This is a genomic window from Streptomyces coelicoflavus (assembly GCF_003112555.1).
Lineage (GTDB): Bacteria > Actinomycetota > Actinomycetes > Streptomycetales > Streptomycetaceae > Streptomyces > Streptomyces coelicoflavus.
The window spans coordinates 421,734-448,195 of the sequence record NZ_BEWB01000002.1 but is presented as its reverse complement, the minus strand read 5'-3'; the positions used below and the strand labels follow the sequence as shown (position 1 = coordinate 448,195).

The following is a 26,462-nucleotide window of genomic DNA, read 5'->3' as shown; positions in this document are numbered from 1 at the left end:
GGGGGATCAGTCCCCCGCCACCCGCAGCTCCCTCCCCTTGCCCGTGACCGCCAACGCCCCGTCCCGGTCCGTGCGCAGTACCGTCGCGCCCTGGGCGCGCAGGGCCGCGACGGTACCGGGGGCCGGGTGACCGTAGGTGTTGTCCTCGCCGCAGCTGATGAGGGCCAGGCGTGGGGCGACCTGCCGGAGGAACGCGAAGTCCTGGTGCGCCGAGCCGTGGTGGGCCACCTTCAGCACGTCGACGCCCTTCAACGCCGCTGCCGCCGGGGAGCGGGCCAACTCGCGCTGGGCCGGAGGTTCCAGGTCGCCGAGGAGGAGCAGACGGATGCCCGCCGTGCGGACCAGGAGGGTGACGCTGGCGTCGTTGGGGCCGCCCTCCGTGCCCGGCGCCGTGGTGGTCGGTGGGCTCGGCGGGGGCCACACCACCTGCCAGGACAGCGGACCGGAGCGCCGCTGCTCTCCGGCGGACGCGTGTCGCAGGGGGATGTGCCGGGCCGTTGCCTGCCGACGGACGAACTCGGCCTGGTCGGCGGGCTCCTCGAGGGCGGTCGTCCCGATCGCGCCCACCGAGCGGCCCCGCAGTACTCCGGGCAGCCCGGCCACGTGGTCGGCGTGGTAGTGGGTCAGCAGTACGAGGGGGACGCGGGTGATGCCGAGGGAGCGCAGGCAGTGGTCGACCAGGGCGGGGTCGGGGCCCGTGTCCACGACGACGGCCGTCCCCTCCCCCGCCGCGAGGACCAGCGCGTCGCCCTGGCCGACGTCGCACATCACCATCCGCCAGTCCGGTGGGGGCCAGCCCTTGATCACCCGGGCCAGCGGGGGTGGCTGCACCACCACGAGGATCAGCAGCAGGGCGCAGAGGCCGCACCACCAGGGGTGCCGCAGCAGGCGTCGGCCGGCCAGCAGCACGCCCACCGTGACGAGGGCGAGCAGCGCCGCCCCGGCCCAGCTGCCCGGCCAGTCCACTCCCGCGCCCGGCAGCCGGGCACCGGTGCGGGCGATTCCCGCGATCCACTCGGCCGGCCAGCCTCCGCACCAGGCAAGGCTCTCGGCCAGCGGCATCGCCACCGGCGCCGCCGCCAGTGCCGCGAAGCCGAGCACGGTGGCCGGGGCCACCGCGAACTCCGCCAGCAGGTTGCACGGCACCCCCACCAGGCTCACCCGCGCCGACAGCACCGCGACGACCGGCGCGCACAGGGCCTGCGCGGCACCCGCGGCGGCCAGCGCCTCCGCGAGCCGGGGCGGCACCCGGCGGCGGCGCAACGACGCGCTCCACCGTGGAGCGAGCGTGAGCAGCGCCCCCGTGGCCAGCACGGAGAGCAGGAAGCCGTAACTCCGGGCCAGCCAGGGGTCGTAGAGCACCAGGAGCAGTACCGCCGTCGCGAGGGCCGGCAGGAGTGATCTGCGGCGTCCGGTGGCCAGGGCGAGCAGCGCGACGGAGCCGCAGGCCGCCGCCCGCAGCACGCTCGGGTCGGGCCGGCACACGACGACGAAGGCCGACGCGAGCAGGCCGCCGAGCAGCGCGGTCGTGCGCAGGTGGAGGCCGAGGCGGGGCGCCAGGCCTCGGCGCTCGCTGCGCTGGGCCAGGCCCGGCGGGCCGAGGAGCAGGGCGAGCACGATGGTGAAGTTGGCGCCGGACACCGCGAGCGTGTGCGTCAGGTCGGTTTCCCTGAACGCCTCCTCCAGCTCGGGCGTGACGCGTGAGGTGTCTCCGACGACCAGGCCCGGCAGCAGCGCCCTCGCGTCCGTCGGCAGGTCCTCGGTCGCCTCGCGCAGGCCGGACCGCAACCGGCCCGCCAGGCGTTGTGCCGTCGAGGGCTTCGCCGTCGTCTCCGGTGTCTGCCGGCCGGCCCGGACACTGAGCACGGCGGCGATCCGGTCGCCGCGCGTCCTCGGGGGCGACAGGCGGGCGGTGACGTTGAACCGGGTGGTCGGCAGCAGGTTCAGCCAGCGGGAGGATGCGGCCCGGGTGCGGGACTCGCCGACATCCACGAGTACGAGGACCGGCGTCCGGGTCGTCACCGCCGTCCCGCCCCTCTCCGTCACCCGCCGCACGTCGGCCTCGATCAGCACCGTGGGCGGCACGGCACGGTCGCCCCTGACGCGCGGCCGGGTGAGGCGGGGGTCGGCCGTGACCTCCACCTCCGCGGTGACGGTGGCGTACCGCCGCGCCAGCTCCGGCACGGGTCCCCGGCGCAGGTCCGCGCCGTGCAGTGCGGCCGAGCCCGCGGACGCGGCGACGCAGAGCAGCAGGGCGGCGACCGGTACGTGGGGGCGTCCGCGCGGCGCCGCCAGCAGCAGTGCTCCGGCCAGCAGGAGGCTGCCCGTCACCACGCCCACCGCCCAGCCCGTCGGCGCGTCCAGCACCAGCGCCGCCGTCGCCCACGCCGCCAGAGCGGGTGGCACCAGGCGCAGGTCCGCGGGGCTCTCCTGCCGGGGGTGGGCCGCACCCAGCCGGTGACCGGAGGCGGCGTGCACGGCGGCGCGCGGGGGCCTCGTGAGCGGCTGCTCCTCCGCCCCGGGTGTCCCGTCCCGCCTGCCCGCACGGGTCACGTCCGTGTTCATGGCCGTACGAGGTCCCGCAGGTCGGCGAAGCGGCGCTCGCCGATGCCGTTGACCTCGCGCAGTTCGTCCACCGAGCGGAAGCCGCCGTGCCGGGTGCGGTAGTCGATGATGTGCTGGGCGAGGACCGGGCCGACGCCCGGGAGGGTGTCGAGCTGGTCGGTGGTCGCCGTGCTGAGGGAGACCGGTACGGCGGGCCCTGCTCCCACCCGTCCGCCGGAAGCAGTCCCCGGTCCCGGCGGGGGCGCGGGCGCGGACGCTCCGACCATCACCTGCTCGCCGTCCACCAGGAAGCGGGCCCGGTTCAGTCCGTCGGTCTTCGTGCCGGGCTTCACGCCTCCGGCGGCTCGCAGGGCGTCCTCGACGCGGGAACCCGCCGGGAGGCTGTGAACGCCGGGTTTGCGGACCTTGCCGCCGACGTCCACCACGATCTCGGCCCCGGCGCCGGTCGTGGGCGCGGCACCCGGCTCGGGCTCCTTGGCCGTGGCGCGGTCCTCGGCCGTCGGCCCCGGTGTCGCCGCTCCGTACGCCGCCGCCTCCCGGACCACCTCGGGTGCCGCCACGGACTGGGTGCGGCCGGACCGGAAGTGCTGCACCGCGAAGACCGCCGCGACGACGAGCAGCACCGAGAGCGCGACCACGCTGCGCCGCTCCAGCCCGCACCGTGTCTGCAACCACAACGGCATCCGCTCCCGCAGCGCCTGCCCGGTCCGCTCCCGCCAGGTCGTCGCGGCGCCCCCGGAGTCACCGGTGCGCGTGACGCCGGGGACATCGAGCGCACCATGGGCAATCGGGGCAACAGGCGCACAAGTGACATCAGGAGCACCAGAGGCGCCAGGGGCGTCAGTGGAGTCAGTGGAGTCAGTGGCACCAGTGCCGGGCAACGGCGGCCCCTTGCCCGACTCGCCCCGCATCCCCTCCTGTCCGGCGTGCTCGGTGCGCTCCCCGAAGAGCGCCTCCGCCCTTTGCCGCAGCTCCTCCGGCGGCGCGTGCCGGCGGCCGTGCCGAGCGGAGGAACGGGGGCGGGCGTGGGAGGGGGAGCCGGGTGCGCGCCGGTGGGCGAGGCGGCCGTCGGATGCCGGGGCGCGGCCCGGGCCGCTGGTCGCGGACGCGGTGCGTGAGCGTGATCGAAGAGCCATGCGACGAGGATCGGGCACCCCGGCACCCTCGCGATGATCAAGGTCAATTCCCGGGGACTACCCACCGGTTGTGGAAAACTCCGGCCCCCTCAGGTGACACGGCAGGCGCTCACCGCGACGAGACGACAACTCCCAGCAGCCCCGGCCCCGTATGCGCGCCGATCACCGCGCCGACCTCGCTCACGTGCAGGTCGGCCAGCCCGGGCACCCGCTCCCGCAGGCGGTCCGCCAGGGCCGACGCCCGGTCCGGGGCGGCGAGATGGTGGACGGCGACGTCGACGGGCGCGCTGCCCGCGCGGTCGGCGGCGATCTCCTCGAGCCGGGCGATGGCCTTCGACGCCGTCCGCACCTTCTCCAGGGGTTCGATGCGGCCGCCCTCCAGCCGGAGCAGCGGCTTCACGGCGAGCGCGGAGCCGAACAGCGCCTGGGCCGCCCCGATCCGGCCGCCGCGGCGCAGATAGTCGAGGGTGTCGACGTAGAAGTAGGCGGAGGTGCCCGCGGCCCGCTTCTCGGCGGCGGTGACGGCCTCGTCCACCGTGCCGCCCGCCTCGGCCGTCTCCGCGGCGGCCAGCGCGCAGAAGCCCAGGGCCATCGCGATCATCCCGGTGTCCACCACCCGTACCGGGATCGATGCCCCGCGCGCCGCGACGAGGGCCGCGTCGTGCGTGCCGGAGAGCTCGGCGGACAGGTGGAGGGAGACGATGCCGTCGGCGCCGGACTCGGCGATCCGGCGGTAGGTCTCGGCGAAGAGTTCGGGGCCGGGGCGGGAGGTGGTGACCGGACGGCGTTTCTGGAGGGCCTGGGCGAGGGAGCGGGTGGAGATCTCGGTGCCCTCCTCCAGGGCCCGGTCGCCCAGGACGACGGTCAGGGGTACCGCGGTGATGCCGTGCCGCTCCATCGTCCGGGCCGGGAGGTAGGCCGTTGAATCCGTGACGATAGCGACATGGCGGGACATGAGCTGGAGGTTACCTGGCGTAGTGCCCGTACGGCAGTCCGGCCCCGGCGACCGGGCGTTCACAGGGCCGTGACGGGTTCGACGGGACGGGCCGGCCGGACGAGCCGGTCGGCCCACGCCGCGTCAGGTCGTGCTCTCGGGGCGGGCCTTCTTCTGCCAGGGGTACACGGGAGGCGCGGCGGGCGGGGTGATGGCGGGGCGGGCGGTGTCCGCCTCCGCGGGCTCCCGCGCCGGGGAGTCCGGCCAGGTCTGCCGGGCGGACGCGGCGTCGGCGGGCGGGGCCTCGGGCCAGGACGGCGGCGCGGCGGCCGGCCCCGCTCCCGGCTCCGTCCCGGCCTCCGTCGGCGTCGTCTGCGTCCAGTGCCGCAGTGCACCGGCCTCCACGTCGATCTGGGCGCTCAGCGAATCCAGGTCATCGTCCGCGAAGCGGTGGGCGCGGTCGCGGGCCGCCCAGCGCAGGGCGTCGGCCGACTGTGTGATGCGCTCGGTCCGCTCGCGCAGTCCGGGCAGGCGCTCGGCGAGGGTGGCGCGGTCCGGCTCGGACTCCAGGCGCCGCAGCTCGCCGTCCAGCTCGAAGCCGTGCGCGCTGAGCCGCTCGAAGAGGGCGAGGGACTCCTTGAGGGACTCGTCCTCCGCCACGCGCGCGTGCAGCGCGTCCTGCGTGGCCCGCATGGAGGTGCGCAGCGTCAGCCGCAGCTGTGCCAGCTCGGCCGCCGGCCCCACCTGGACCAGGGACTTGGCCCGCAGGGTGTGGTCCTCGACGGTGCGGCGGGCCTGCGTGATGCCGCGGTCCACGCTGCGCTTGGCGGCGCCGACGGCCTTCACCGTGGCGTAGACGCCCAGCACGACGGCGAGCAGGAAGAGCAGGGCGAACACTGTGAGCGCTGCTTCCACGAGGCTCCTCCTTCGGACGTCCGGCCCGCGCACCGGCGGTCCACGGCACACGTCGCGCCGCTCTTCCACGGTAAACGCAGCAGGCAGGCCCAGGGTTCCGCGAGAACCCCGAACCTGCCCGCACCGGACCCCGAGCCGGCCCCTAGGGGACGCCGCGAAGCGCCTCCGGTCCGGCCACGGACACCGCCTACGCCGGCACGATGTTCACCAGCTTCGGCGCCCGCACGATCACCTTCCGGATCCCGGCCCCGCCCAGCGCGGCCACAACCTTCTCGTCGGCCAGCGCCGCCTTCTCCAGGTCGTCGTCGGAGATGGAGGGGGCGACCTCCAGGCGGGCCTTGACCTTGCCCTTGATCTGGACGACGCAGGTCACGGTCTCGTCGACGACGTAGGCCGGGTCGGCGACCGGGAAGTCCTCGTGGACCACCGAGGACGCGTGTCCCAGCTTGCGCCACAGCTCCTCGGCGACGTGCGGGGCCAGCGGCGCGACCAGCAGCACCAGGCGCTCGGCGACCGAGCGCGGGACCGGGCCCCCGGCCTTGGTCAGGTGGTTGTTCAGCTCGGTGACCTTGGCGATGGCGGTGTTGAACCGCATGCCCTCCAGGTCCTGCCGCACGCCGTCGACGGCCTTGTGCAGGGCGCGCAGGGTGCCGGCGTCGATGTCGGCCTCCGCGACGTCGGCCACCGACAGCTCACCGGTGTTCTCGTCGACGACGTTGCGCCACAGCCGCTGCAGCAGCCGGAACTGGCCCACCACCGCGCGCGTGTCCCACGGCCGGGACACGTCCAGCGGGCCCATCGCCATCTCGTACAGGCGCAGGGTGTCGGCGCCGTACTCGGCGCAGATCTCGTCGGGGGTGACCGCGTTCTTCAGGGACTTGCCCATCTTGCCCAGCAGCCGGGAGACCTTCTCGCCCCGGTAGTAGTAGGCGCCGTCGCGCTCCTCGACCTCGGCGGCGGGCACCGCGATGCCGCGGCTGTCGCGGTAGACGTAGGCCTGGATCATGCCCTGGTTGAACAGCTTGTGGAACGGCTCGGCCGAGGAGACGTGCCCCAGGTCGAACAGGACCTTGGACCAGAAGCGCGCGTACAGCAGGTGCAGCACGGCGTGCTCGGCGCCGCCGACGTACAGGTCGACGCCGCCGTGCGGCAGGCCCTCGCGCGGGCCCATCCAGTACTGCTCGATCTCGGGGTCGACCAGCTGCTCGCTGTTGTGCGGGTCCAGGTAGCGCAGCTCGTACCAGCAGGAGCCGGCCCAGTTGGGCATGGTGTTGGTCTCGCGGCGGTACTTGCGCGGGCCGCGGCCGTCGCCCAGGTCCAGGGTGACGTTGACCCAGTCCTCGTTGCGGGACAGCGGGGTCTCCGGCTCGGTGTCGGCGTCGTCCGGGTCGAAGGTGCGCGGGGAGTAGTCCTCGACCTCGGGCAGCTCCAGGGGCAGCATCGACGCGGGCAGGGGGTGGGCGGTGCCGTCCTCGTCGTAGACGATGGGGAAGGGCTCGCCCCAGTAGCGCTGGCGGCTGAACAGCCAGTCGCGCAGGCGGAAGTTGACGGTCCCCGCACCGGCGCCGGTGCGCTCCAGCCACTCGGTGATGCGTTCCTTGGCCTCGACGACGGGCAGGCCGTCCAGGGTGACGCCCTCGCCCGAGGAGCCGGAGCTGGAGCCGGTACCGGACGAGTTGATGATCTTCGCGTCGTACGACGCGAAGGCGTCCTCCCACGTCGAGGTGTCGGTGCCGCGGCCGTCGGTCGGCTCGACGATGCAGCGGATCGGCAGCTCGAAGGCGCGGGCGAACTCGAAGTCGCGCTGGTCGCCCGCCGGGACGGCCATGATCGCGCCGGTGCCGTAGCCCATCAGCACGTAGTCGGCGATGAAGACCGGGACCTGCTCGCCGTTGACCGGGTTGGTCGCGTACGCGCCGATGAAGACGCCGGTCTTGTCCTTGGCCTCGGCCTGCCGCTCGACGTCGGACTTCGAGGCGGCCTGCGCGCGGTAGGCGGCGACGGCCTCGGCCGGGGTGGCGTGGCCGCCGGTCCACGCGTCGTGCGTGCCCTCGGGCCAGGCGTCCGGGGTGAACTTCTCGACCAGCGGGTGCTCGGGCGCCAGCACCATGTAGGTCGCGCCGAACAGGGTGTCGGGGCGGGTGGTGAAGACGGTGATGCGCTCGCCGTCGATGGGGAAGTCGACGCGGGCGCCCTCGGAGCGGCCGATCCAGTTGCGCTGCTGCAGCTTGATCGCCTCGGGCCAGTCCAGCTGGTCCAGGTCGTCCAGCAGCCGGTCGGCGTAGGCGGTGATGCGCATGTTCCACTGGCGCAGCTTGGACTTGAAGACGGGGAAGTTGCCGCGCTCGGAGCGGCCGTCGGCGGTGACCTCCTCGTTGGCCAGCACGGTGCCCAGCCCCGGGCACCAGTTGACCGGCGCGTCGGAGGCGTAGGCCAGGCGGTACTCGCCCAGGACGTCGGCGCGCTCGGCCCCGGTCAGGCTGCTCCACGCCCGGCCCGCGTGGCCCGGGACCTCCCGTTCACCGGACTCGAACTGCGCGACCAGCTCGGTGATCGGGCGGGCCTTCTTCGCCTCGTCGTCGTACCAGGAGTTGAAGATCTGCAGGAAGATCCACTGGGTCCACTTGTAGTACTCGGGGTCGATCGTGGCGAACGACCGGCGCTTGTCGTGGCCCAGTCCCAGCCGGCGCAGCTGGGACTTCATGTTCTCCATGTTGGCTTCGGTGGACACGCGCGGGTGCGTGCCGGTCTGCACGGCGTACTGCTCGGCGGGCAGGCCGAAGGCGTCGAAGCCCAGGGTGTGCAGGACGTTGTGGCCGGTCATCCGCTGGAAGCGGGCGAAGACGTCGGTGGCGATGTAGCCCAGGGGGTGACCGACGTGCAGGCCCGCACCGGACGGGTACGGGAACATGTCCATGATGAACTTCTTGGGCCTGGCGACCAGCTCCGGGTCGCCCGCCAGGTCACCCTTGGGGTTCGGCGCGGCGTACGTCCCCTCGGCGTCCCAGAAGTCCTGCCAGCGTGCCTCGATCTCGGCGGCCATGGCAGCCGTGTAGCGGTGCGGCGCGGCGTCCGCCGACACAGGGGCGGTCGCCGCGGGGTTCGTCTCGCTCATGATCCTCAAAGCTCCATCGATCGTCTCTGCCAGCGGCTGCGACCTTCATGACCAGCGGCTGCAAGGGCCGGGAAATGAGAAATCCCCTCGCACAGGAGGGGACGCCGCGCCGATTCCGGCCACCGGACTACGACCGGGGTCGGGACTGATCAGCGCGGCTCGCTAAGCAGAAGGCGTACGGCACGCATGGCGTCAGGGTACCGCAGTCACCGGCCGGGCCGCTCCCGGGCTCGAGGAGCACCGGAATCCGGCGTCCGGGATCCGGAAACCGGAGGTCGACCTGAACCAAGTTCAAAGGTTACTTCGCGTAACGACCGCTAAGGGACGCCGTCACGAGCGCGCCGTCATTTGATAACAACGCAATAACTCAAACCTCCTACCCACGGGTATGGCGCCACTTAGAGTGCGGCAGCGGGACCGCTTTCCCGAACCGCTCCGGAGTCGCCCCCATGAACCCTCCCCCGATCCACCCTCGCGACAACAGCTCGCCGCCTCCCCTCACGTCCCTGACGTGGGGAGGCCTGCCGTGGTGACGAACGACAGCACGGTGGACGACACCTTCGCCCAGTTCCTCGACTTCGGCGCCGGCGTCCTCTCCCTGGTCTTCCTCAGCTGCTCGGTGATCTGGGGCCTGCTCGCCCAGGACCGGATCGTCCTCGACACCCGTCAGCGGATCCTGGCCCAGGCGGTGCACCGGGTCACCGCGGTCGCCTCGGTCGTGTTCCTTCTGGTGCACATCGTGGTCAAACTCGTCCTCGACCACACCACCTGGGTCGCCGCGGTCCTCCCGTTCGGGCTCCTGGCCACGGACGACGAGTCGTTCGGCGGCCGGGCCGTCCTCATCGGCTTCGGCACCCTGGCCAGCATGCTCATGATCTTCGTGGGGGTCACCGGAGCACTGCGCAACCGCTTCGCGTCCCCGGCCCCCGTGGCGGCCCGCTGGCGGGCGATGCACATGCTGGCCTACCCGGCCTGGTGCCTGGCCCTGCTGCACGGGCTCTACGCGGGTCGAGCGGCGAAGCCGGTCTTCACAATCCTGTACGCCCTGTCCGTGGTCGGCGTCATGGCGGCCCTGGCGCTGCGTGCGGCGCCCCGCCCGGTCAAGCGCAAGGTCGCCGACCGGATCGCCGGCCTCCTCGGCACCGGGGACCGGCTCGCCCGCGAGGAGCGCGAGGAGGACGAGGAGCCCGACGAGAGGGCGCGGAGGCGGCCGAGGGACACCGCCGCCCTGCCGGGCCACGAGCGCGCCGGGGCGTCCCGGTCACGCGGCGCGTCCCCGTCCGCGCGGCTGTACGAACCCGCGGAGCGCCTCACTCCCCCGGAACCCGCGGGCGGCTTCGCGGCGGCCTACCGCGCCGTGTCCGGCCCCTCCGGCGGTGCGCGCCGGCCGCCGCTGACGGCCGACCCGGCCGCGTCCGCCGCCCCGCCGCAGCCGGACCTGTGGCCCACTCAGGCCGTGCCCGTCGTCGACGGCGGCGGCAGCACCTCGGGCAGCTGGCCCGTACCGTCGCCGCCCCCGGTCGGCGAGGCGCCCCCGTCGCACTACGACCCGCTCAACGACACGGGGCACACCATCCCGGTCTACGGCGACACGGACGCCGCGGGCCCCTCCGGTAACGACTCCGCGCCCTACGCGTCGCCGTACGCGTCGGGCTACGGATCGAGTGACGTGTACGACACCCGTGAGACGAACGCGGTCTACGACACGTACTACCCGAACGACACGTACAACAGCGGTCCCGCCCCTGAACCAACCCCCGGTGCGCCGTCGTCGTCCCGCGACTTCGACGCACCGGGTTCCGGTGAACCCTGGAACACGCCTTCCGGAGGCTTTTAGTGAACGAGGCCCTGCCCGACGTCCCAGAGGTCCGCGTGGTCGGGCTTCCCCAGCTCACGTCGGGCTTCGACCTTGTCGAGCGGCTTGATCTGCCGATGCACCTCAAGGTGCACGGCCCGCTCGAACCGATGGGCGGGGAGCAGCTCGCGCAGCTCTCCGAACGCATCGGCCTGAAGGGCCGCGGCGGCGCGGGCTTCCCCTTCCACAAGAAGCTGCGCTCGGTCGCCGAGGCGGCGATCAAGCGCGGCGTACGGCCCGTCGTGGTCGTCAACGGCAGCGAGGACGAACCGGCCTGCCGCAAGGACACGGTGCTGATCAACCGCGCCCCGCATCTGATCCTGGACGGCGCGCTGCTGTGCGCCGAGGCCATGGGCGCCCGCACCCTGGTCATCGGGGTCACCCGCGAGTCCACGCAGCGCTCCATGGAGGCCGCCCTCGCCGAGCGCGGCCTGAGCAACGGCCGGCGGTCCGCCCTCCGCGCGCGCGTGCAGCGCAATCCGGTGCGCATGGTCACCGGCGCGGCGGCCTCGCTGATCCGCTCCATCGACGGCGGCCCGGCGATCCCGCCGGGCCGCAAGGTGAGCGCCTCCAGGAGCGGCGTCGGCGGCGCCCCGACCCTGCTGTCCAACGCCGAGACCTTCGCCCAGCTGGCGATCGCGGCCCGCATCGGCCCGGAGCGCTACGGCAACACCGGCCTGTACGACGAGCCGGGCACGGTGATGCTCACGGTCTCCGGCGCGGTGGCCCGCCCCATGGTGATCGAGGTCCCGACGGGTGTGCCGCTGCGCTACGTCCTCCAGCTGGCCGGCGCCCCGCCGGTGCCGCAGGGCGTGCTGACCGGCGGCTACCACGGCAAGTGGATCGACGCGGCGACCGTGGACGAGGCGATCGTCTCGCGCAACTCGCTGCAACAGGTCGGCGGCTCGCTCGGCGCGGGCGCGATCCTGCCGATCGGTCAGGACACCTGCCCGCTGGGCGAGTCGCTGCGGGTGGCGCAGTGGCTGGCGGAGGAGAGCGCCGGCCAGTGCGGGCCCTGCTACCTGGGCCTGCCGGCCGCCGCGCGGGGCCTCGAGGACATCCTCAACGGCGGCGGCCCGGCCGCCCTGGAGGCGGTCAAGCAGGTCGCGAGGAACGTGAAGCGGCGCGGCGCCTGTTCGCACCCGGACGGCTCGGCGATGTTCCTGGAGTCGACCGTCAAGGCGTTCACGGACGACCTGGCCGCCCATGTCCTCGGCAACGGCTGCGGGCGGCCCGTGGAAGGCGTCCTGCCGCTCTTCGAGGGGGGCAGGGCACCCACGGGCGTCCCGGGCGGCGGGGAGGAGAACGGCCCCAGCCGCCAGAAGATCTACGTCGACTGGACGCTGTGCCGGGGCCACGGGCTGTGCGCCGACATCCTGCCGGAGGTCTTCCAGCTCGGCGCCGACGGTTTCCCGACCGTCGCGCAGGCCGAGGTGCCCCGGTTCGCGGAGGCCAAGGCGGTGCGCGCGGTGCGCCGCTGCCCGGCGCTGGCGCTGCGCATCGAGGAGGACACCCGCACGCCGGCGCCGTCCTCGCGCACCAACCTGCCGGTGCTGTCCCAGGGCCGCGGCCGCCGGGCGCTGGGCCGCTGAGACCGGAGACGAACGAACCCCCCGGACCGAGGATCCGGGGGGTTCGTCTGTGTGATTGTGGAGCTAAGGAGAATTGAACTCCTGACCTCCTGCATGCCATGCAGGCGCTCTACCAACTGAGCTATAGCCCCTTGTTTTCCGCCGCCCGGTCTCCCCGGCGGCGACGCCAACATTACACGGTCGACCGGGCACAACACCAAATCGTTTCCGCTTTGCCCGTTTCGCCCTCTTGCGGGCCCGGCGAGGCGTCGGGCTGTCAGGCCGTCACGAACGAGTAGAACCGCTTGAGCGTGCAGTGCTCCTCGAGGAGCCGGCCGTAGATCGGCTCACCCTCGAGTTCGCGGTACGTCTCGATGGGGTCGCCCTTTATGATCAGCGCCCGCGCGCATTCCTCGCACCAGTACTGGTAGTCGGGGTTGACCGGCTCCATGTCGCGCACGATGGGCGTACCGCTGCCGCACCAGTCGCACTTCCGCCTGTGTGCACCCATCGCTCAGCTCCAGCTGTGGCCGCAGGCCGTGCACACGTAAGAGATTCCGCCGTTGTCGCCGAGGACTTGGGCCACGTGCCCGGATCCGCAGGAAGGGCAGCTGAGACGGGTGAGCGTGTTCCTCGCCACCGCTCCGCCGAGGAGGTGACCGACCTCCTCGAGGATGCTCCCAGGCATCGCCACTCCCTCCCGTCGGGCCGCGGTCCCCTTCCGGCCGTTTGATTCTGCCACGACCGGGCCGACCCGGTCAGCGACGCCTCAGTACCGGTCCGGACACGGAGTCCACCGACGTATACGCCTGTGGGACGCGTGTTGCTCAAGCGGGCGGAGACGAAAAATCCCGCCCCCCGAAGGGGACGGGATTCGTCCGTGGGCTGTGGAGCTAAGGAGAATTGAACTCCTGACCTCCTGCATGCCATGCAGGCGCTCTACCAACTGAGCTATAGCCCCTGGTGCCACGCGACCCGAGTCGCATGGTCCTGCTCTCCGTCCGCTCCGCTCGGCGGGGCGAACAAGAAGAACTTTAGCCTGCGACCTGCCGGAAAGTGAAATCGCGGTTCAGACGTCGTCGCCGAGCACCGGTTCCGGCAGGGTGCCGGCGTTGTGCTCCAGCAGGCGCCAGCCGCGGGCGCCCTCGCCCAGGACGGACCAGCAGCAGTTGGTCAGGCCGCCGAGGCTCTCCCAGCTGTGCGGTTCCAGGCCGAGCAGGCGGCCGATGGTGGTGCGGATCGTGCCGCCGTGGCTGACCACGACGAGGGTGCCGTCCTCGGGGAGCTTCTCGGCGTGCCGGAGCACCACGGGGGCCGCGCGGTCGGCGACCTCGGTCTCCAGCTCGCCGCCGCCGCGGCGCACGGGCTCGCCGCGCTTCCAGGCCGCGTACTCGTCGCCGTGCCGGGCGATGATCTCGTCGTGGGTCAGCCCCTGCCAGACGCCCGCGTAGGTCTCCCGCAGGCCCTCCTCCAGGGTGACCTCGAGGCCGGTGAGCACGGACAGCTCGGCGGCCGTGTTCGCGGCGCGCACGAGGTCGGAGGCGACGATCGCGTCGGGCCGCAGGTGCACGAGCAGTCCGGCGGCACGGCGGGCCTGGGCGACGCCGGTCCCGGTCAGCTCGACGTCCGTGCTGCCCTGGAAGCGGCGCTCCACGTTCCACGCGGTCTGGCCGTGCCGCCAGAGGATGACGCGCCGGCCGCGGCCGGGCTTGCCGGCCGTCACCTCGCCGGTGGCGCTCATCGCCAGTCCTCGTCGGTCCGCGTCGCCTCCTCGGCGGCCTGGAGCTTGGCGTGCTCCTCCGCCTTGCCGCGGGTCTCCTTGGCGTCGGCGGGCAGGTCCAGCTCGGGGCAGTCCTTCCACAGCCGCTCCAGGGCGTAGAAGACGCGCTCCTCGCTGTGCTGGACGTGGACGACGATGTCGACGTAGTCGAGCAGGACCCAGCGGGCCTCGCGGTCGCCCTCGCGGCGCACCGGCTTGGCACCCAGCTCCTTGTTCAGCCGCTCCTCGATCTCGTCGACGATGGACTTGACCTGGCGGTCGTTGGGTGCGGAGGCCAGCAGGAAGGCGTCCGTGATCGACAGCACGTCGCTGACGTCGTAGGCGATGATGTCGTGCGCGAGCTTGTCGGCCGCCGCCTGGGCGGCGGCGTTGATGAGTTCGATGGAGCGGTCGGTCGCGGTCACTGCCTGGCTTTCGGGTCGGCGGTCGGTTGACCTCAAGGGTCTCACGACCGCCGACACGGGCCCACGCGGAAAAACCGTCCGCCCCGCCCGCCCCGCACGCCGGCCCCTAAGACGCCGGCTTGTAGTCCTGGCCGAGCACCACCGACACCCGCGCGTTCGCGGAGACCTTCCCCTTCGAGACGGAGTCGGTGGGCAGGCCCAGGGTCTTGGCGACCTGGACGGCGTTCTCCTTGTCGGCGGCGTCCGCGTAGACGACCTCCGACGTGGCCTCGGTGCCGGAGGCGGTGCCGCCGGACACGAAGGTGAAGCCGCCGTTGAGGAGGACCACGCGGGCCTTGCCGGTGCGGTCCTCGTCGCCGGTGGCGTTGCGGACCGAGACGCTGACCGCCGCGTCCTTGTCGGGGCTCTTGGCGGTGCCGCCGAGGACGTCCTTGACGACGCTGTCACTGGCCTCGGCGCTGAGCCGGCCGTCGTCCTGGACGGGCAGCAGCGCGGTCTTGAAGTCGCCGCCCTTGGCGCGGTCGGAGAGCCCGGCGAGGAAGGTGCCGAGGTCCTTCTCGGTCAGCGGCGGGTCGAGGATCAGCCCGAGGGTCTGGACGGTGGTCGTCGCGGCCTGCGGGTCGGAGGACAGCTTGCGCAGGACGCCCTGCATGACCTGCCCGAACCGCTGGAGCTGGGCGTTGGCCTCCTCGCCCTTGGCGCTGTAGGTGGCGTAGGCGACGGCCATCTTGCCGCTGAGGGTCTGGCCCTCGCCCTTGTGCACGAGGGGCGCGGCGCCCTTGTCCTTGGACTCCGGGTCCGGGACGTCGGCGTCGGTGTCGACGTCGATGTTGCCGACCAGGTCGACGAGGATCTGGAGGTAGGGGGTGTCCAGGCGCCAGGTGCCCTCGATGTCGGTCCCGAGGGCCGAGTCGAGGGCGGTCCGGGTCGCGTCGGGACCCTCGTCGTCGACGGACTTGGCGAGCGTGGTGGTGCTGCCGTCGTCGCCGGTCAGGGCGAGCGCGTTGGGCACCAGCACCGCGGTGCCCTGCTTGGTGGTGGTGTTGTTGACCAGCAGCGCGGTGGAGGTGCCGCCGCCCTTGGTGTCGTGCAGGTGGACGGCGATCACGTCGCGCTTCTGGGCACCCGCCGTCGTCGCACCGCCGCTCTTGTCGTCGGAGGAGGACACGCCGGGCAGCTTCCCGGCGTACCAGAGGTAGCCGACGCCGCCGACCGCGACCAGCGCGAGGACGACGACCAGGGCGACGACGCGCGAGCGTGCACGCCGGCGGGCCTCCTCGCGGCGTTCGGTGCGGTTCTCCGTGAACTTCATCCAGTCGATGACGTCCTCGGAGTCGCCGGCCGGCTCCTCGACGAAGGCGAACTGCTCGGTGCGGTAGTCCCCGCCGTCGGCGGCGGAGGGCTCGTCGGTGTCCGTCCGCTCCCGCTGCCCGGCCGGGCCCGCCTGCTGCGGGATGTGGGCGGTCTGCTCGGCGACCCGCGGCTGCGGGCCGCTGCTCGCGGCCCGGCCGTAGGGGTCGTACGACTGCTGCGGGGCCGGGCCGCCGCCGTGCGGGGCGCCGGGGTGGCCGCCGTAGGCGTCGTAGCCGGGCGCGGGCGGCTGCGGGGGCTGCTGACCGGTGTCGTAGCCGCCCTGGGAGCCGTAGGGGTCGTAGGGCTGCTGAACGGGCTGCTGGGTGCCCGTGGCGTACGGGTCGTAGCCGTAGCCCTGCTGCCCGTACTGCTGCTGCCCCTGGAGCCCGTGCTGTCCGTGCTGTCCGTGCTGTCCGTGCTGTTGCGCGTACTGCTGTCCCTGCTGCTGCGCGTACGGGTCGTACTGCTGCTGCCCGCCGGGCTGGGGCGGGACCTGGCCCTGGGTGTGTCCCTGGGCCTGGCGGTACACGGGGCGGCCGTACTCGTCGTAGCCGACGAGTTCGTACTGGTCGTCGCCGTGTCCCGGGTCGTATCCGTCGTTCACCGGTGCCCCTCTCGGCTCACTCGCCGCGGTACAGCCGGCGTTTGTCGATGTAGCGCACGACTCCGTCGGGCACCAGGTACCAGACGGGATCGCCCTTGGCGACTCTCGCACGGCAGTCCGTGGAGGAGATGGCGAGGGCGGGGACCTCCACCAGCGAGACGCCGCCCTTGGGGAGTCCGGCGTCCGTGAGGGTGTGGCCGGGCCGGGTGACGCCGATGAAGTGGGCGAGGGAGAACAGTTCCTCGCTGTCGCGCCAGGTGAGGATCTGGGCGAGGGCGTCGGCCCCGGTGATGAAGAACAGGTCCGCGTCCGGATTGAGGGCGTGCAGGTCGCGGAGGGTGTCGACGGTATAGGTGGGGCCGCCGCGGTCGATGTCGATGCGGCTGACCGAGAACTGCGGGTTCTCCACGGTCGCGACGACCGTCATCAGATAGCGGTCCTCGGCCGCGGAGACCGCGCGGTGGCTCTTCTGCCACGGCTGCCCGGTCGGCACGAACACCACCTCGTCGAGCTGGAACTGCGCGGCGACCTCACTGGCCGCCACGAGGTGTCCGTGGTGGATCGGGTCGAAGGTGCCGCCCATGACGCCCAGGCGTCGCTTGCCCGACGTCGGGCCGTCGCCCGGACCGTTGACCCGGCCGGGGGCGCGGGCGGGCACCGCGTTCTGCGTGCCGCGCGCCGGCGCGTGCGCCGGGCCGGTAGGCGTGTCGTGCTCTCCCATGCGAGCAGACCCTACCGGCCCGCCCGGAGCGACCCGGTCGCGCCCACGGAGCCGCGCGCTCAGCGGTCGCGGTTGAACCGGGTGGTGATCCACAGCAGGAGCAGCAGGATGATCAGCGCACCGAAGCCGGTGACGTAGGGGCTGAGGCTCGCGTGGTTGCCGCCGTGCTCCTCGCCGCCCTCGGCGGCGAGGGTGACGAACTGGGCGGCGCTGAGGGGAAGGCTCATCTTCGGCAGGACCTATCCGGTGTGGGCGGGACAAGACGTCCGCTCATCGTATGCGGGCGCCCCGCGGGCGATCACGCCGACTCCGCCGTTGGAGCCGGGCGGAGCGCCGGGCGGCGACCGGTCCGCGACCGGGCACGGCGGGTCCGGGGGAACCTTCGGATCTCCTCAGTCGTCCTTCTGCTTGTACCCCCGCAGCAGGAACCACGCGGTCAGCACGCAGCCCACCACCATCACGATCAGGACGATCCGGAGCAGATTCCCCGGCCCCTGCTGCTCGGCGGCGGTCGCGGCCCCGGCGAGCCAGTCGGTGTGGGGGAGGTGCTGCATGGTGTGGACTCCTTCGACGTACTGCCCGTCCACGGTATCGCCGCCTAGGCTGGGCCCGGCTCCTGGGGTGCAAAGGGCCGCACAAGGGTTCGCAAAGGCCAGACATACGTACAGGTCACAGATCTTCATACATCCGTATATGGGGGAAGAGATGTCCGACAGCCACGACAACGGGCACGAGCAGGTGCCGAGCAGGCAGCGCAGGCGCTTCCCCGGCATCTCCTCGCGTGCGTACGAGCACCCGGCCGACCGCAGCGCGCTGGTGGCGCTGCGCAAGCTGAGCGGCTTCGACACGGTCTTCAAGGCGCTGAGCGGCCTGCTGCCCGAGCGGAGTCTGAGGCTGCTGTTCCTGTCCGACTCGGTGCGCGTCTCGGACCGGCAGTTCGCCCATCTGAACGTCATGCTGCGCGACGCCTGCTACATCCTGGACCTGGAGAAGGTTCCCGCGATGTACGTCAAGCAGGACCCGGCTCCGAACGCGATGTGCATCGGCCTGGACGAGCCGATCATCGTCGTCACCACGGGCCTGGTCGAGCTCCTCGACGAGGAGGAGATGCGGGCGGTCGTCGGCCACGAGGTCGGGCACGCCCTGTCCGGGCACGCGGTCTACCGGACCATCCTGCTCTTCCTGACCTCGCTGGCCGTCCGGGTCGCCTGGATCCCGCTGGGCAACGTGGCGATCATGGCGATCGTGACCGCGCTGCGCGAGTGGTTCCGCAAGTCGGAGCTGTCCGCCGACCGCGCGGGCCTGCTGGTCGGCCAGGACCTCCAGGCGTCGATGCGGGGCCTGATGAAGATCGCGGGCGGCAACCACCTGCACGAGATGAATGTGGACGCCTTCCTGGAGCAGGCCGAGGAGTACGAGGCCAGCGGCGACCTGCGCGACTCCGTGCTGAAGATCCTCAACGTGCTGCCCCGCTCGCACCCGTTCACCACGGTCCGGGCCGCCGAGCTGAAGAAGTGGGCGGCCTCCCGCGAGTACCAGCGGACCATGGACGGCCACTACCCGCGCCGCGACGAGGACAAGGACACCTCGGTGCGGGACTCCTTCCGGGAGTCCGCGTCCCATTACGCCACGCACGTGCGCAGCTCCAAGGACCCGCTGATGAAGCTGGTCAACGACATCGCGGGCGGCGCCGGCGACCTCGGGGACCGGATGCGGCGGGGCTTCGGCGGCTTCGCGGGCTCCCAGCCGAGGCCGCCCAAGGACGGGGACGGGCCGGCGGAGGGCCCCGGCGGTCCGCAGGGACCGGAGGGCCCCGGGAGCGACGGGGACGACGGGAGCGGCGGTCCGCGGGCCCCGCGGGACGGCTCTCCGCGCGACGGGGCCTGACGCCCCGCCCCGGCTCACGCCTTCGGCCGGGCGCCCTGCGCAAGGCTCCCGCACAGGGCGGTGGCGTGGTCCGAGGTGTACGGGTCGGTGGCGGCGGGGACGCCGGCCCCGGCCTGCCGGCCGGCCAGCAGCGGGCGGAGGTAGTTCGCCGAGTCCTCGGCGCAGGACAGCGGCCCGGCCTGGACGTAGGAGGCGACGAGCCGGGTCTGGTGCAGCCGCAGGTCGTCCCGGTCGAAGCGGAAGCGCAGCTCGCGCCGGACGGTGAACAGCGACTCCTCGGCCCGCGCGTCGCCGGCCGGCCGCAGCGCGTACACCATGGTGTGGTCGGCGGTGACCTCCAGGGTGGACGCGTCGCTCTCCACGATCCGCAGGCTGCCGTCCACCCGGATCCGCGGGTCGGCCAGTTCGGCGCGGGCGGGGTCGAAGCGGATCAGCCATCCGGTGGGCGCGTGCCGGCCGTCCGTGGCGGGGCGGTCGAAGCTCTCGTCGAACTGCTGGAGCTGGTCCGGGTCGAGGAGCACCCGCACGGAGCGGACCTCCCCGCCGCCGAGGACGTCCGGGTCGAGCGCCGAGCGCAGGATGTAGTTCTTGGCGGTGGTGAGCGCATTCATCACCTGGTCCTCGGAGAAGTGCGCCGTGCGCCGGGCTCCCGGCAGCGGGACGCCCTGGGCCGCGGTCCTGAAGTGCGCGGCGGGACTGTGCGCGTACAGGGACGCGGCGTCGTCGGCGCCGGGCACCCGGTCCCGCGGCGCGAGCGGGACGAGGGTCATCCGCGCCGGTTCGGCGGCCCGCTCCCCGGCGCTGTCCTGGTAGGGGTGCCGTACGCCCATGTAGACGGCGGTACCGAAGGCGACGGCGATCAGCAGGACGAGGATCAGCGCCTGCCGGGACAGTCCGGCCCGGCGCAGCGGCGGGCGGCGGCGCACGGCGGGCGCGTGGTCGGTGATGCGTTCTTGGGCGGAGAACTCCTGGAGCGGGGCAGCGCGCACGAACGATTCGTCGAAGACGACGGATCGGTACTCGTCCTCGCCGCCTCCGGGGGCGCCCTCGGGCGTTCCTCCGGGCGGACCGCCAAGCCCTGCCATACCTTCAGAGTGAGTCTGCGGAAGGGCGCGTAAACGCGCCGGTGCAGGTCAAGTTGGGACAGCTTGGCGCCGGCCGGCGGGCAGGTCAGGGGCTGCGCGGAAGCACCGACACGGCCGGCCGGGAGTAGTCGGCGGAGGCCGAGGGCGTCGCGGTGCCGCCCTGCTCGGGGCCGGTCGAGGCGGGCGGCGGCACCTGCTGCGGGCCGCTGCCCGAGGAGGCGCCCCGGTAGACGGCCGCGAAGGCCAGCGCGACCATGCCGATGCCCATCGCGAGGGCGAGCAGCCAGGCGACGGGCCGGTGCCAGCGGGCCTGCTTGCCGTAGGCCGCGGGGGCGCCGTAGGGGCGGTCGAGGGGGTCGCGGTCGTCGTCCGGGTCGTCGAGGTCGGGATCATGGCCGAAATCGCCGTACCCGTCGTCGTAGCGCTCGGCTCTGCTGCGGCCGCGGCGGGCCGCTTCCGCCTCGGTGGCCTCGGCTCTGGCCTCCGCGGCGGCCAGGAGGCGTTCGACGGCGGTCGGCTCGTGCACCGCGGCCGCCTGTACGAAGGCCTCGTCGAAGACCACGGAGGCGAACTCTTCGTCCGACACCCCGCGGTCGTGGTCGTCGTCGGGCTCCCTGCCGTCCGGGAACGGCGTGCCCCCCACGTCCTCCGGCACGGGTCCAGACTAGACCTGGGGGGTCGTTTTGGGCAGACGGCGGGGAAATTCTCCCGGTGGGTGAGATGCCCCGATCGGTGCGTCCGCCGCCCGGATGTCAGCGGCGTACGTGTCCGTCGCCGGTGACGATGTACTTGGTGCTGGTCAGCTCGGGCAGCCCCATCGGGCCCCTGGCGTGCAGCTTCTGCGTGGAGATGCCGATCTCGGCGCCGAAGCCGAACTGGCCGCCGTCGGTGAAGCGGGTGGAGGTGTTCACAGCGACGGTGGTGGAGTCGACCAGCTGGGTGAAGCGCCGGGCGGCCTGCTGCGAGGTGGTGACGATGGCCTCGGTGTGGCCGGAGGTCCACAGCCGGATGTGCTCGACGGCCCGGTCCAGGGAGTCGACGACGGCCGCGGCGATGTCGTACGACAGGTACTCGGTCTCCCAGTCCTCCGGCGTCGCCTCGACGACGGTCGCCCGGGAGTCCTTGGCGTACGCCGTCACGCGTTCGTCGGCGTGCACGGTGACCCCGGCCTCGGCGAGGGCGTCCAGCGCGCGGGGCAGGAACTCGGCGGCGATGTCCTGGTGGACCAGGAGGGTCTCGGCGGCGTTGCAGACGCTGACGCGCTGGGCCTTGGAGTTGATCAGGATGTCGACGGCCATGTCGAGGTCGGCCTGCGCGTCGACGTAGACGTGGCAGTTGCCGGTGCCGGTCTCGATGACGGGGACGGTGGACTCCTGGACGACGGTGTTGATCAGCGAGGCGCCGCCGCGCGGGATGAGCACGTCGACCAGGCCGCGGGCCCGCATCAGCTCGCGCACGCTGTCGCGGCTCTCGCCGGGCACCAGTTGCACGGCGTCGGCGGGCAGCCCGGCCCCGCCCACGGCGTCGCGGACGACCCGGACCAGGGCGGTGTTGGACTGGTAGGCGGAGGAGGAGCCGCGCAGCAGCACCGCGTTGCCGGACTTCAGGCACAGGGCGGCGGCGTCGACCGTCACGTTGGGCCGGCCCTCGTAGATGATGCCGACCACGCCGAGCGGCACCCGGACCTGGCGCAGGTCGATGCCGTTGGGCAGGGTGGAACCGCGCACGACCTCGCCGACCGGGTCGGGCAGCGCGACGACGTCGCGCACGTCGGAGGCGATGGCGCGGACCCGCTCCGGGGTGAGGGTGAGCCGGTCGATGATGGCCTCGCTGGTCCCGGCGGCGCGGGCCTTGGCCACGTCCTGGGCGTTGGCCTCGACGATCTCGCTGGTCCGGACCTCGAGGGCGTCCGCGACGGCGAGCAGCGCGTCGTCCTTGGCGGCCCGCGGCAGCGGCGCGAGGTCGGCCGCGGCGGCCTTGGCCCGGTAGGCGGCCCGGGCGACGGGGGACATCGAGTCGTACGGCGAGAGCGTGGTCATGAGGGAAGGGTAGTGCGCGCGGTGGGGGCGGACGCCTGCCGTCCCATCTCGCGAGATATGCCGGGAGACGGGCAGAAGCCGGTCCCGGGGGGCGGGTCAGAACGGGTGGACGCCGACGGGTGTCGCCGGAGCGGGCCCGTACCCGGCGGCGATGCGCTGGTGGTAGGTGGCCCGGTCGATGACCTCGAGGCCGACGATCTCCCAGGGCGGCAGCCCCGCGGTCTGCCGGTGCTCGCCCCACAGGCGCAGGGCGACGGCGGCGGCGTCGTGCAGGTCGCGGGCCTCCTCCCAGTACCGGATCTCCGCGTGGTCGTCGGCGTAGCGGCTGGTCAGCAGGAAGGGGTGGTCGTGCGCGAGCTGTTCGAGCGCCCGGCGCACCTCGGTGAGCGGGGCGCGGGCGCCGGAGACGCTGAGGGTGACGTGCCACAGGCGCGGGACGTGCTCGGGCTCCTCGCCGCGGAACCGGTCGCCGGCGGCGACGCTGGTGAGGGCGCGCTCCTCGCCGCCCGCGCGGTTCGCGCCCCGGGCGGCGCCGGAGCGCGCGCCCGTGGTGCCGCGGGTGCCCGCACCACCGCGGGAGGCGCTGCCACCGCGGGGCGCCGCCGTCTCAGGGCGTACTCCGCTCACGACGGCCCCTCCTTCACGCACACGGCTCGGCCCGGTGGTCGGCCGGGCTTGTCCCTGAGGAAAGTTGAGCAGGCCGCGCGAGATCGCGGGGCGGTTTTGCGGAACGTCCACCGCCGATTCGGGGACGTTTCGACCCATTACGGGTGCAGGATCACCAGATCGTCCCTGTGTACGACCTCACGTTCGTACGCGGGCCCGAGTTCGCGCGCCAGTTCCCGGGTCGAGCGGCCGATCAGCCGGGGCATCTCCTTGGCGTCGAAGTTGACCAGTCCCCGGGCCACCGCACGGCCCGCGCCGTCCCGCAGCTCGACGGGGTCGCCCGCGGCGAAGTCCCCTTCGAGGCCCGCGATACCGGCCGGCAGCAGCGACTTCCGGCCCTCCACCACCGCCCGTACGGCGCCGTCGTCGAGGACCAGCGCCCCCTGCGGGGCGGAGGCGTGCTGGAGCCACAGCAGCCGGTCGGCGGAGCGGCGGCCGGTGGCGTGGAAGTACGTGCCGGTGTCGCCGCCGGCCAGGGCGTCGGCCGCGTGGACCGCGCTGGTCAGCACCACGGGGATGCCGGCGGCGGCGGCGATCCGGGCCGCCTCGACCTTGGTGACCATGCCGCCGGTGCCGACGCCCGCCTTGCCGGCGCTGCCGATCTCGATGTCGGCGAGGTCGGCCGGGGCGCGCACCTCGGCGATCCGCGACGTGTCCGGTCTGCTCGGGTCGCCGTCGTACACGCCGTCCACGTCGGACAGCAGCACCAGCAGGTCGGCGCGGACCAGGTGGGCGACGAGGGCGGCGAGGCGGTCGTTGTCGCCGAAGCGGATCTCGTCGGTGGCGACGGTGTCGTTCTCGTTGACGATCGGGAAGGCGCCCATCGCCAGCAGCTTGTCGAGGGTGCGCGACGCGTTGCGGTGGTGGGCGCGGCGGCTCATGTCGTCGCTGGTCAGCAGTACCTGGCCGACGCGGACGCCGTAGCGGGCGAAGGAGGCGGTGTAGCGGGCGACCAGGAGCCCCTGGCCGACGCTGGCGGCGGCCTGCTGGCGGGCCAGGTCCCTGGGGCGGCGGCGCAGGCCGAGGGGGGCGAGCCCGGCGGCGATGGCACCGGAGGAGACGAGGACGACCTCCTGGTCGGCGCCGCGCACCTTGGCCAGCACGTCGACGAGCGCGTCGACCCGGTCGGCGTCCAGGCCGCCCGCGGCGGTGGTCAGCGAGGAGGAACCGACCTTGACGACGATCCTGCGGGCCTCGCTCACGGCCTGTCTGGCCCCCGGCCCTGTCCCCGGCGTTGCCCCTGCCACGGCCCCGTCCGCCTCTCCCGTCGACACGCGCCGATCCCTGCGCTCGCCAGGCAATCTACGCGAAGGCGCACACGCGCCGCACCAGAGTTCACGCTGCGGACGGGGCGCTCGGAGCCCGCCGGGTCCGGGCCGCGTCAAGGCCCGGCGTCAACGCGCGCGTGTCGTCCGGCGGTCACCGCGCGTTAACCCGGTTGTCCGATGCGCGACGATTCTGGAGCGACGTAGTGCCCCTGTCCCTTCCCCGCCGCCGTCTCCCCCGCCGGCCCCGGCCGTCCCGGCCCGTCCGGCGGGCCCGTGGCCCCCGCTTCGGCCTGCCGGGGCGGCGGACCGTCGTGAAGCTGCTGGTCCTGGGCGTGCTGGCGGCCGCCTTCGCCGCGCAGGCCCTGGGCGCGCTGCTGCCGCACGTGCCGCTGCTGCTGGCGGCGAGCGCCGCCTCGCTGGCCGCCGAGGGGGCGCTGTACCGGTGGCAGCGGGGCATGGTGTCGCTGTTCGCCAAGTCGCACGCCGACGTCACCGTCCGGCACGTGCTGCGGGACCTGCTGCTCGTGGTGGGCCTGCTGCGCCTCGGCGAGCAGCACCGCGAGGGGGCGTACGCCCCGCTCGTCGCCGGGCTGCTCCTCTTCTACGCGCTGCACTGGGCGATCCAGGCGGTGTCCGTCCTGGTCCGGCGCACCCGCACGCTGCCCGTGGTGACCCGGAACGTGGACGCCTCGGCGCTGCGGCTGACCCCGGCTCCCCCGCTGCTGCTGCGCCGCCCCGGGCACCGGCTGGCCGCCTTCGGGCTGCCCGCGACGGCCGGGCTGCTGGCGACGGCGGCGACCGACGCGCCGGTGTACGGGGCGGCCGGGCTGGCGGTGTCCCTGGCGGTGGCGCTGACGGGCCTGGGCGTGCTGCTGCCGCGGCTGCTGCCGGGCCGCCGTCCCGCCGGTGAGCAGGAGGTGCTCGACTGGTTCGACGCGTGGCTGGCCCGGTACCGGCCCACCGTCGGTCTGTACTTCTCGGGCGGAGCGTCCTCGGCGTACCAGGCGAACATGTGGCTGGAGCCGCTGGCCGGGCTGGGCGGGCGGCCGGTGATCGTGCTGCGGGAGCGGCACATGGTGCAGCGGATCGCGGCGACCGGCATCCCGGTGGTGTGCCTGCCGAAGGTGTCCACGCTGATGCGCCTGGAGCACTCCACGCTCCGCGTCCTCCTGCACCCCTCCAACTCGGGGAAGACCTCCCAGGTCCTGCGCATCCCGACCATCAAGCACGCCTTCGTCAACCACGGGGAGAGCGACAAGCTGTCCTCCTGCAACCCGTACGCGAAGGCCTACGACGAGGTGTGGGTGGCGGGCCCCGCGGCGCGCGAGCGGTACGCGCTGGCGGAGGTCGGCGTCGAGGACAAGGACGTGGTGGAGATCGGCCGCCCGCAGCTGGACGCCGTACGGCCGTACGCGGGGCCGCCCGCGCCGGGGGCGTTCACGACCGTGCTGTACGCGCCGACCTGGGAGGGCTGGGACGGCAACCCGGGCAACACCTCGGTGGTCGAGGCCGGGGAGAACCTGGTCCGGGCGCTGCTCGCGGACCCGGGCGTACGGCTGCTGTACAAGCCGCATCCGCTGACCGGGTCGGTGGACCCGCGGGCCCGCGCCGCCGACCTGCGCATCCGGGAGCTGGTGCGGGCGGCGAACCGGGAGCGGGGCGGGCCCCGGCCGGACGCGTCGGCGGCCGTCGCCCTGGCCCGGCGGACGGCGGAGCTGGACCGGCTCACCACGGCCGGGTTCCGGTCGGCGGCGGACCAGGCGGAGCGGATGCTGCGGCAGCCGCCCCCGGAGCCCGGGCGGGCCGGGGCGGTGCGGCGGGCGGAGGCCGCGTGGGAGGACGCGTACTGGGCGTCGCTGCCCGAGTGGGAGCACCAGGTCGTCACGGACGCCCGGCCGCCGCTCTACGCCTGCTTCAACCGGGCCGACCTGCTGGTCAGCGACGTGTCGAGCGTGATCAGCGACTTCCTGGCGAGCGGCAAGCCCTACGCGGTCGCCAACACCGGCACGCTGGCCGAGGACGTGTTCCGCAAGTCCTTCCCGACGGTGGCCGCGGCGACCGTGCTGACGCCGGACGCGTCCGGGGTGCCGGCGCTGCTCGCGTCGGTGCGGCATCCGGAGCGGGACGAACTCGCCGGGGAGCGCGCCGCGTTGGCCCTGCGTCTGCTGGGCCCTGCCGATCCGCCGTCCCGGGAGCGTTTCGCGGGTGCGGTACGGGAGCTGTGCGCGGCGGCGGTGCAGCACCGGGCCAGGATGGCGGAGCGGCTCGCCGCGGACCTGCCGCTGCCCGGCCCGCGCCGCGAGCCCGCCCGGCCGTCCGGCACCTCCGCGGCCCCGGAACCGCACGGCCGCGTCTGAGCCCGCTTCCCCGCTTCGGCCTCACGGCTTCAGGCTCCCTGCTTCGGCTTCCCTGCTTCAAGCTCGCTGCTTCGGCCTCACGGCTCTGGCCTCACGGCTCCGGCTTCACGGCTTCACGGCTTCGGCGGGCGCCCCGCCTGTCACAGCATGGTCACGAAACATGCCCCCCCCCGGTGGGGCGGTCCGGCCCGCCCCGGCCGCCGGCGG

21 protein-coding genes and 2 tRNA genes are annotated in these 26,462 nt (G+C 73.5%); 4 read left to right on the top strand and 19 right to left on the bottom strand.

Annotated elements, in window-relative coordinates; translation table 11 throughout:
• Positions 1–6 precede the first annotated feature (6 nt).
• The 5 genes from Sco07f_RS02220 to leuS all read right to left on the bottom strand — a co-directional run bounded on the left by Sco07f_RS02220 (position 7) and on the right by leuS (position 8,665).
• Positions 7–2,565, bottom strand: a complete 2,559-nt coding sequence (locus Sco07f_RS02220) for a ComEC/Rec2 family competence protein (RefSeq protein WP_108986768.1) — start codon at positions 2,563–2,565, stop codon at positions 7–9.
• The gene (locus tag Sco07f_RS02215; RefSeq protein ID WP_108986767.1) at positions 2,562–3,701 is read right to left on the bottom strand and encodes a ComEA family DNA-binding protein; all 1,140 of its coding nucleotides are present in this window, start codon (positions 3,699–3,701) and stop codon (positions 2,562–2,564) included. The genes Sco07f_RS02220 and Sco07f_RS02215 overlap by 4 nt, the downstream gene beginning before the upstream one ends.
• 109 nt (positions 3,702–3,810) lie before the next feature.
• Positions 3,811–4,656, bottom strand: a complete 846-nt coding sequence (locus Sco07f_RS02210; RefSeq protein WP_087790978.1) for a DegV family protein — start codon at positions 4,654–4,656, stop codon at positions 3,811–3,813.
• Positions 4,657–4,779: 123 nt separating this feature from the next.
• The gene (locus Sco07f_RS02205) at positions 4,780–5,550 is read right to left on the bottom strand and encodes a hypothetical protein (protein ID WP_054100516.1); all 771 of its coding nucleotides are present in this window, start codon (positions 5,548–5,550) and stop codon (positions 4,780–4,782) included.
• Positions 5,551–5,737: 187 nt separating this feature from the next.
• Positions 5,738–8,665 carry a leucine--tRNA ligase gene (gene leuS / locus Sco07f_RS02200; RefSeq protein WP_007449481.1) on the bottom strand — a complete coding sequence of 976 codons (2,928 nt, stop codon included), beginning with the start codon at positions 8,663–8,665 and terminating at the stop codon, positions 5,738–5,740.
• 526 nt (positions 8,666–9,191) lie between these two features.
• On the opposite strand from leuS, the gene Sco07f_RS02195 reads away from it, so the two are divergent.
• Both Sco07f_RS02195 and Sco07f_RS02190 read left to right on the top strand, forming a co-directional pair.
• Positions 9,192–10,502: a ferric reductase-like transmembrane domain-containing protein gene (locus Sco07f_RS02195; protein ID WP_108986766.1), complete on the top strand. Its 1,311-nt coding sequence runs from the start codon at positions 9,192–9,194 to the stop codon at positions 10,500–10,502.
• Positions 10,502–12,112 (top strand): NADH-quinone oxidoreductase subunit NuoF family protein, encoded by a 1,611-nt coding sequence (locus Sco07f_RS02190; protein WP_167467992.1) that lies wholly within the window; start codon positions 10,502–10,504, stop codon positions 12,110–12,112. Before Sco07f_RS02195 ends, Sco07f_RS02190 begins: the two co-directional genes overlap by 1 nt.
• 58 nt (positions 12,113–12,170) lie before the next feature.
• Here the strand turns inward: Sco07f_RS02190 and Sco07f_RS02185 are convergent.
• The 9 genes from Sco07f_RS02185 to Sco07f_RS02140 all read right to left on the bottom strand — a co-directional run bounded on the left by Sco07f_RS02185 (position 12,171) and on the right by Sco07f_RS02140 (position 17,507).
• Positions 12,171–12,243: transfer RNA gene (locus Sco07f_RS02185), tRNA-Ala, on the bottom strand.
• A 125-nt stretch (positions 12,244–12,368) separates the two neighbouring features.
• Complete coding sequence (locus tag Sco07f_RS02180) at positions 12,369–12,602, bottom strand: hypothetical protein (RefSeq protein WP_003976229.1); 234 nt, start codon at positions 12,600–12,602, stop codon at positions 12,369–12,371.
• A 377-nt stretch (positions 12,603–12,979) separates the two neighbouring features.
• Positions 12,980–13,052 (bottom strand) — tRNA-Ala (locus Sco07f_RS02170).
• 108 nt (positions 13,053–13,160) lie between these two features.
• Positions 13,161–13,832: a histidine phosphatase family protein gene (locus tag Sco07f_RS02165; RefSeq protein WP_054100514.1), complete on the bottom strand. Its 672-nt coding sequence runs from the start codon at positions 13,830–13,832 to the stop codon at positions 13,161–13,163.
• On the bottom strand, positions 13,829–14,275 hold the full coding sequence (gene rsfS, locus Sco07f_RS02160) for a ribosome silencing factor (protein WP_007449501.1): 447 nt from the start codon (positions 14,273–14,275) through the stop codon (positions 13,829–13,831). The genes Sco07f_RS02165 and rsfS overlap by 4 nt, the downstream gene beginning before the upstream one ends.
• A gap of 106 nt (positions 14,276–14,381) precedes the next feature.
• Positions 14,382–16,232 (bottom strand): LCP family protein, encoded by a 1,851-nt coding sequence (locus Sco07f_RS02155; protein ID WP_108986765.1) that lies wholly within the window; start codon positions 16,230–16,232, stop codon positions 14,382–14,384.
• Between the two features lie 16 nt (positions 16,233–16,248).
• On the bottom strand, positions 16,249–16,953 hold the full coding sequence (nadD, locus tag Sco07f_RS02150) for a nicotinate-nucleotide adenylyltransferase (protein WP_007449503.1): 705 nt from the start codon (positions 16,951–16,953) through the stop codon (positions 16,249–16,251).
• A gap of 59 nt (positions 16,954–17,012) precedes the next feature.
• Positions 17,013–17,180: a hypothetical protein gene (locus Sco07f_RS02145; protein ID WP_007449504.1), complete on the bottom strand. Its 168-nt coding sequence runs from the start codon at positions 17,178–17,180 to the stop codon at positions 17,013–17,015.
• 165 nt (positions 17,181–17,345) lie between these two features.
• Complete coding sequence (locus Sco07f_RS02140; RefSeq protein ID WP_007449506.1) at positions 17,346–17,507, bottom strand: hypothetical protein; 162 nt, start codon at positions 17,505–17,507, stop codon at positions 17,346–17,348.
• Between the two features lie 151 nt (positions 17,508–17,658).
• Between Sco07f_RS02140 and Sco07f_RS02135 the strand changes: the two genes are divergently transcribed.
• A complete protein-coding gene (locus Sco07f_RS02135) occupies positions 17,659–18,840 on the top strand; it encodes a M48 family metallopeptidase (protein WP_054100511.1) in 1,182 nt (393 codons plus the stop codon).
• A 14-nt stretch (positions 18,841–18,854) separates the two neighbouring features.
• On the opposite strand, the gene Sco07f_RS02130 is transcribed toward Sco07f_RS02135, so the two are convergent.
• The 5 genes from Sco07f_RS02130 to proB all read right to left on the bottom strand — a co-directional run bounded on the left by Sco07f_RS02130 (position 18,855) and on the right by proB (position 23,832).
• On the bottom strand, positions 18,855–19,925 hold the full coding sequence (locus tag Sco07f_RS02130; protein ID WP_007449507.1) for an SCO2583 family membrane protein: 1,071 nt from the start codon (positions 19,923–19,925) through the stop codon (positions 18,855–18,857).
• Positions 19,926–20,010: 85 nt separating this feature from the next.
• Entirely contained in the window at positions 20,011–20,580 is a 570-nt protein-coding gene (locus Sco07f_RS02125; protein WP_054100509.1) for an SCO2584 family spore wall biosynthesis protein, read from the bottom strand.
• A gap of 97 nt (positions 20,581–20,677) precedes the next feature.
• Positions 20,678–21,964 (bottom strand): glutamate-5-semialdehyde dehydrogenase, encoded by a 1,287-nt coding sequence (locus tag Sco07f_RS02120; protein ID WP_007449511.1) that lies wholly within the window; start codon positions 21,962–21,964, stop codon positions 20,678–20,680.
• 96 nt (positions 21,965–22,060) lie between these two features.
• Positions 22,061–22,591, bottom strand: a complete 531-nt coding sequence (locus Sco07f_RS02115) for a DUF8830 family protein (RefSeq protein ID WP_108986764.1) — start codon at positions 22,589–22,591, stop codon at positions 22,061–22,063.
• A gap of 137 nt (positions 22,592–22,728) precedes the next feature.
• A complete protein-coding gene (gene proB, locus Sco07f_RS02110) occupies positions 22,729–23,832 on the bottom strand; it encodes a glutamate 5-kinase (protein WP_042823387.1) in 1,104 nt (367 codons plus the stop codon).
• 377 nt (positions 23,833–24,209) lie between these two features.
• On the opposite strand from proB, the gene Sco07f_RS02105 reads away from it, so the two are divergent.
• On the top strand, positions 24,210–26,255 hold the full coding sequence (locus Sco07f_RS02105) for a hypothetical protein (protein WP_054100707.1): 2,046 nt from the start codon (positions 24,210–24,212) through the stop codon (positions 26,253–26,255).
• The last annotated feature ends 207 nt before the right edge of the window (positions 26,256–26,462 follow it).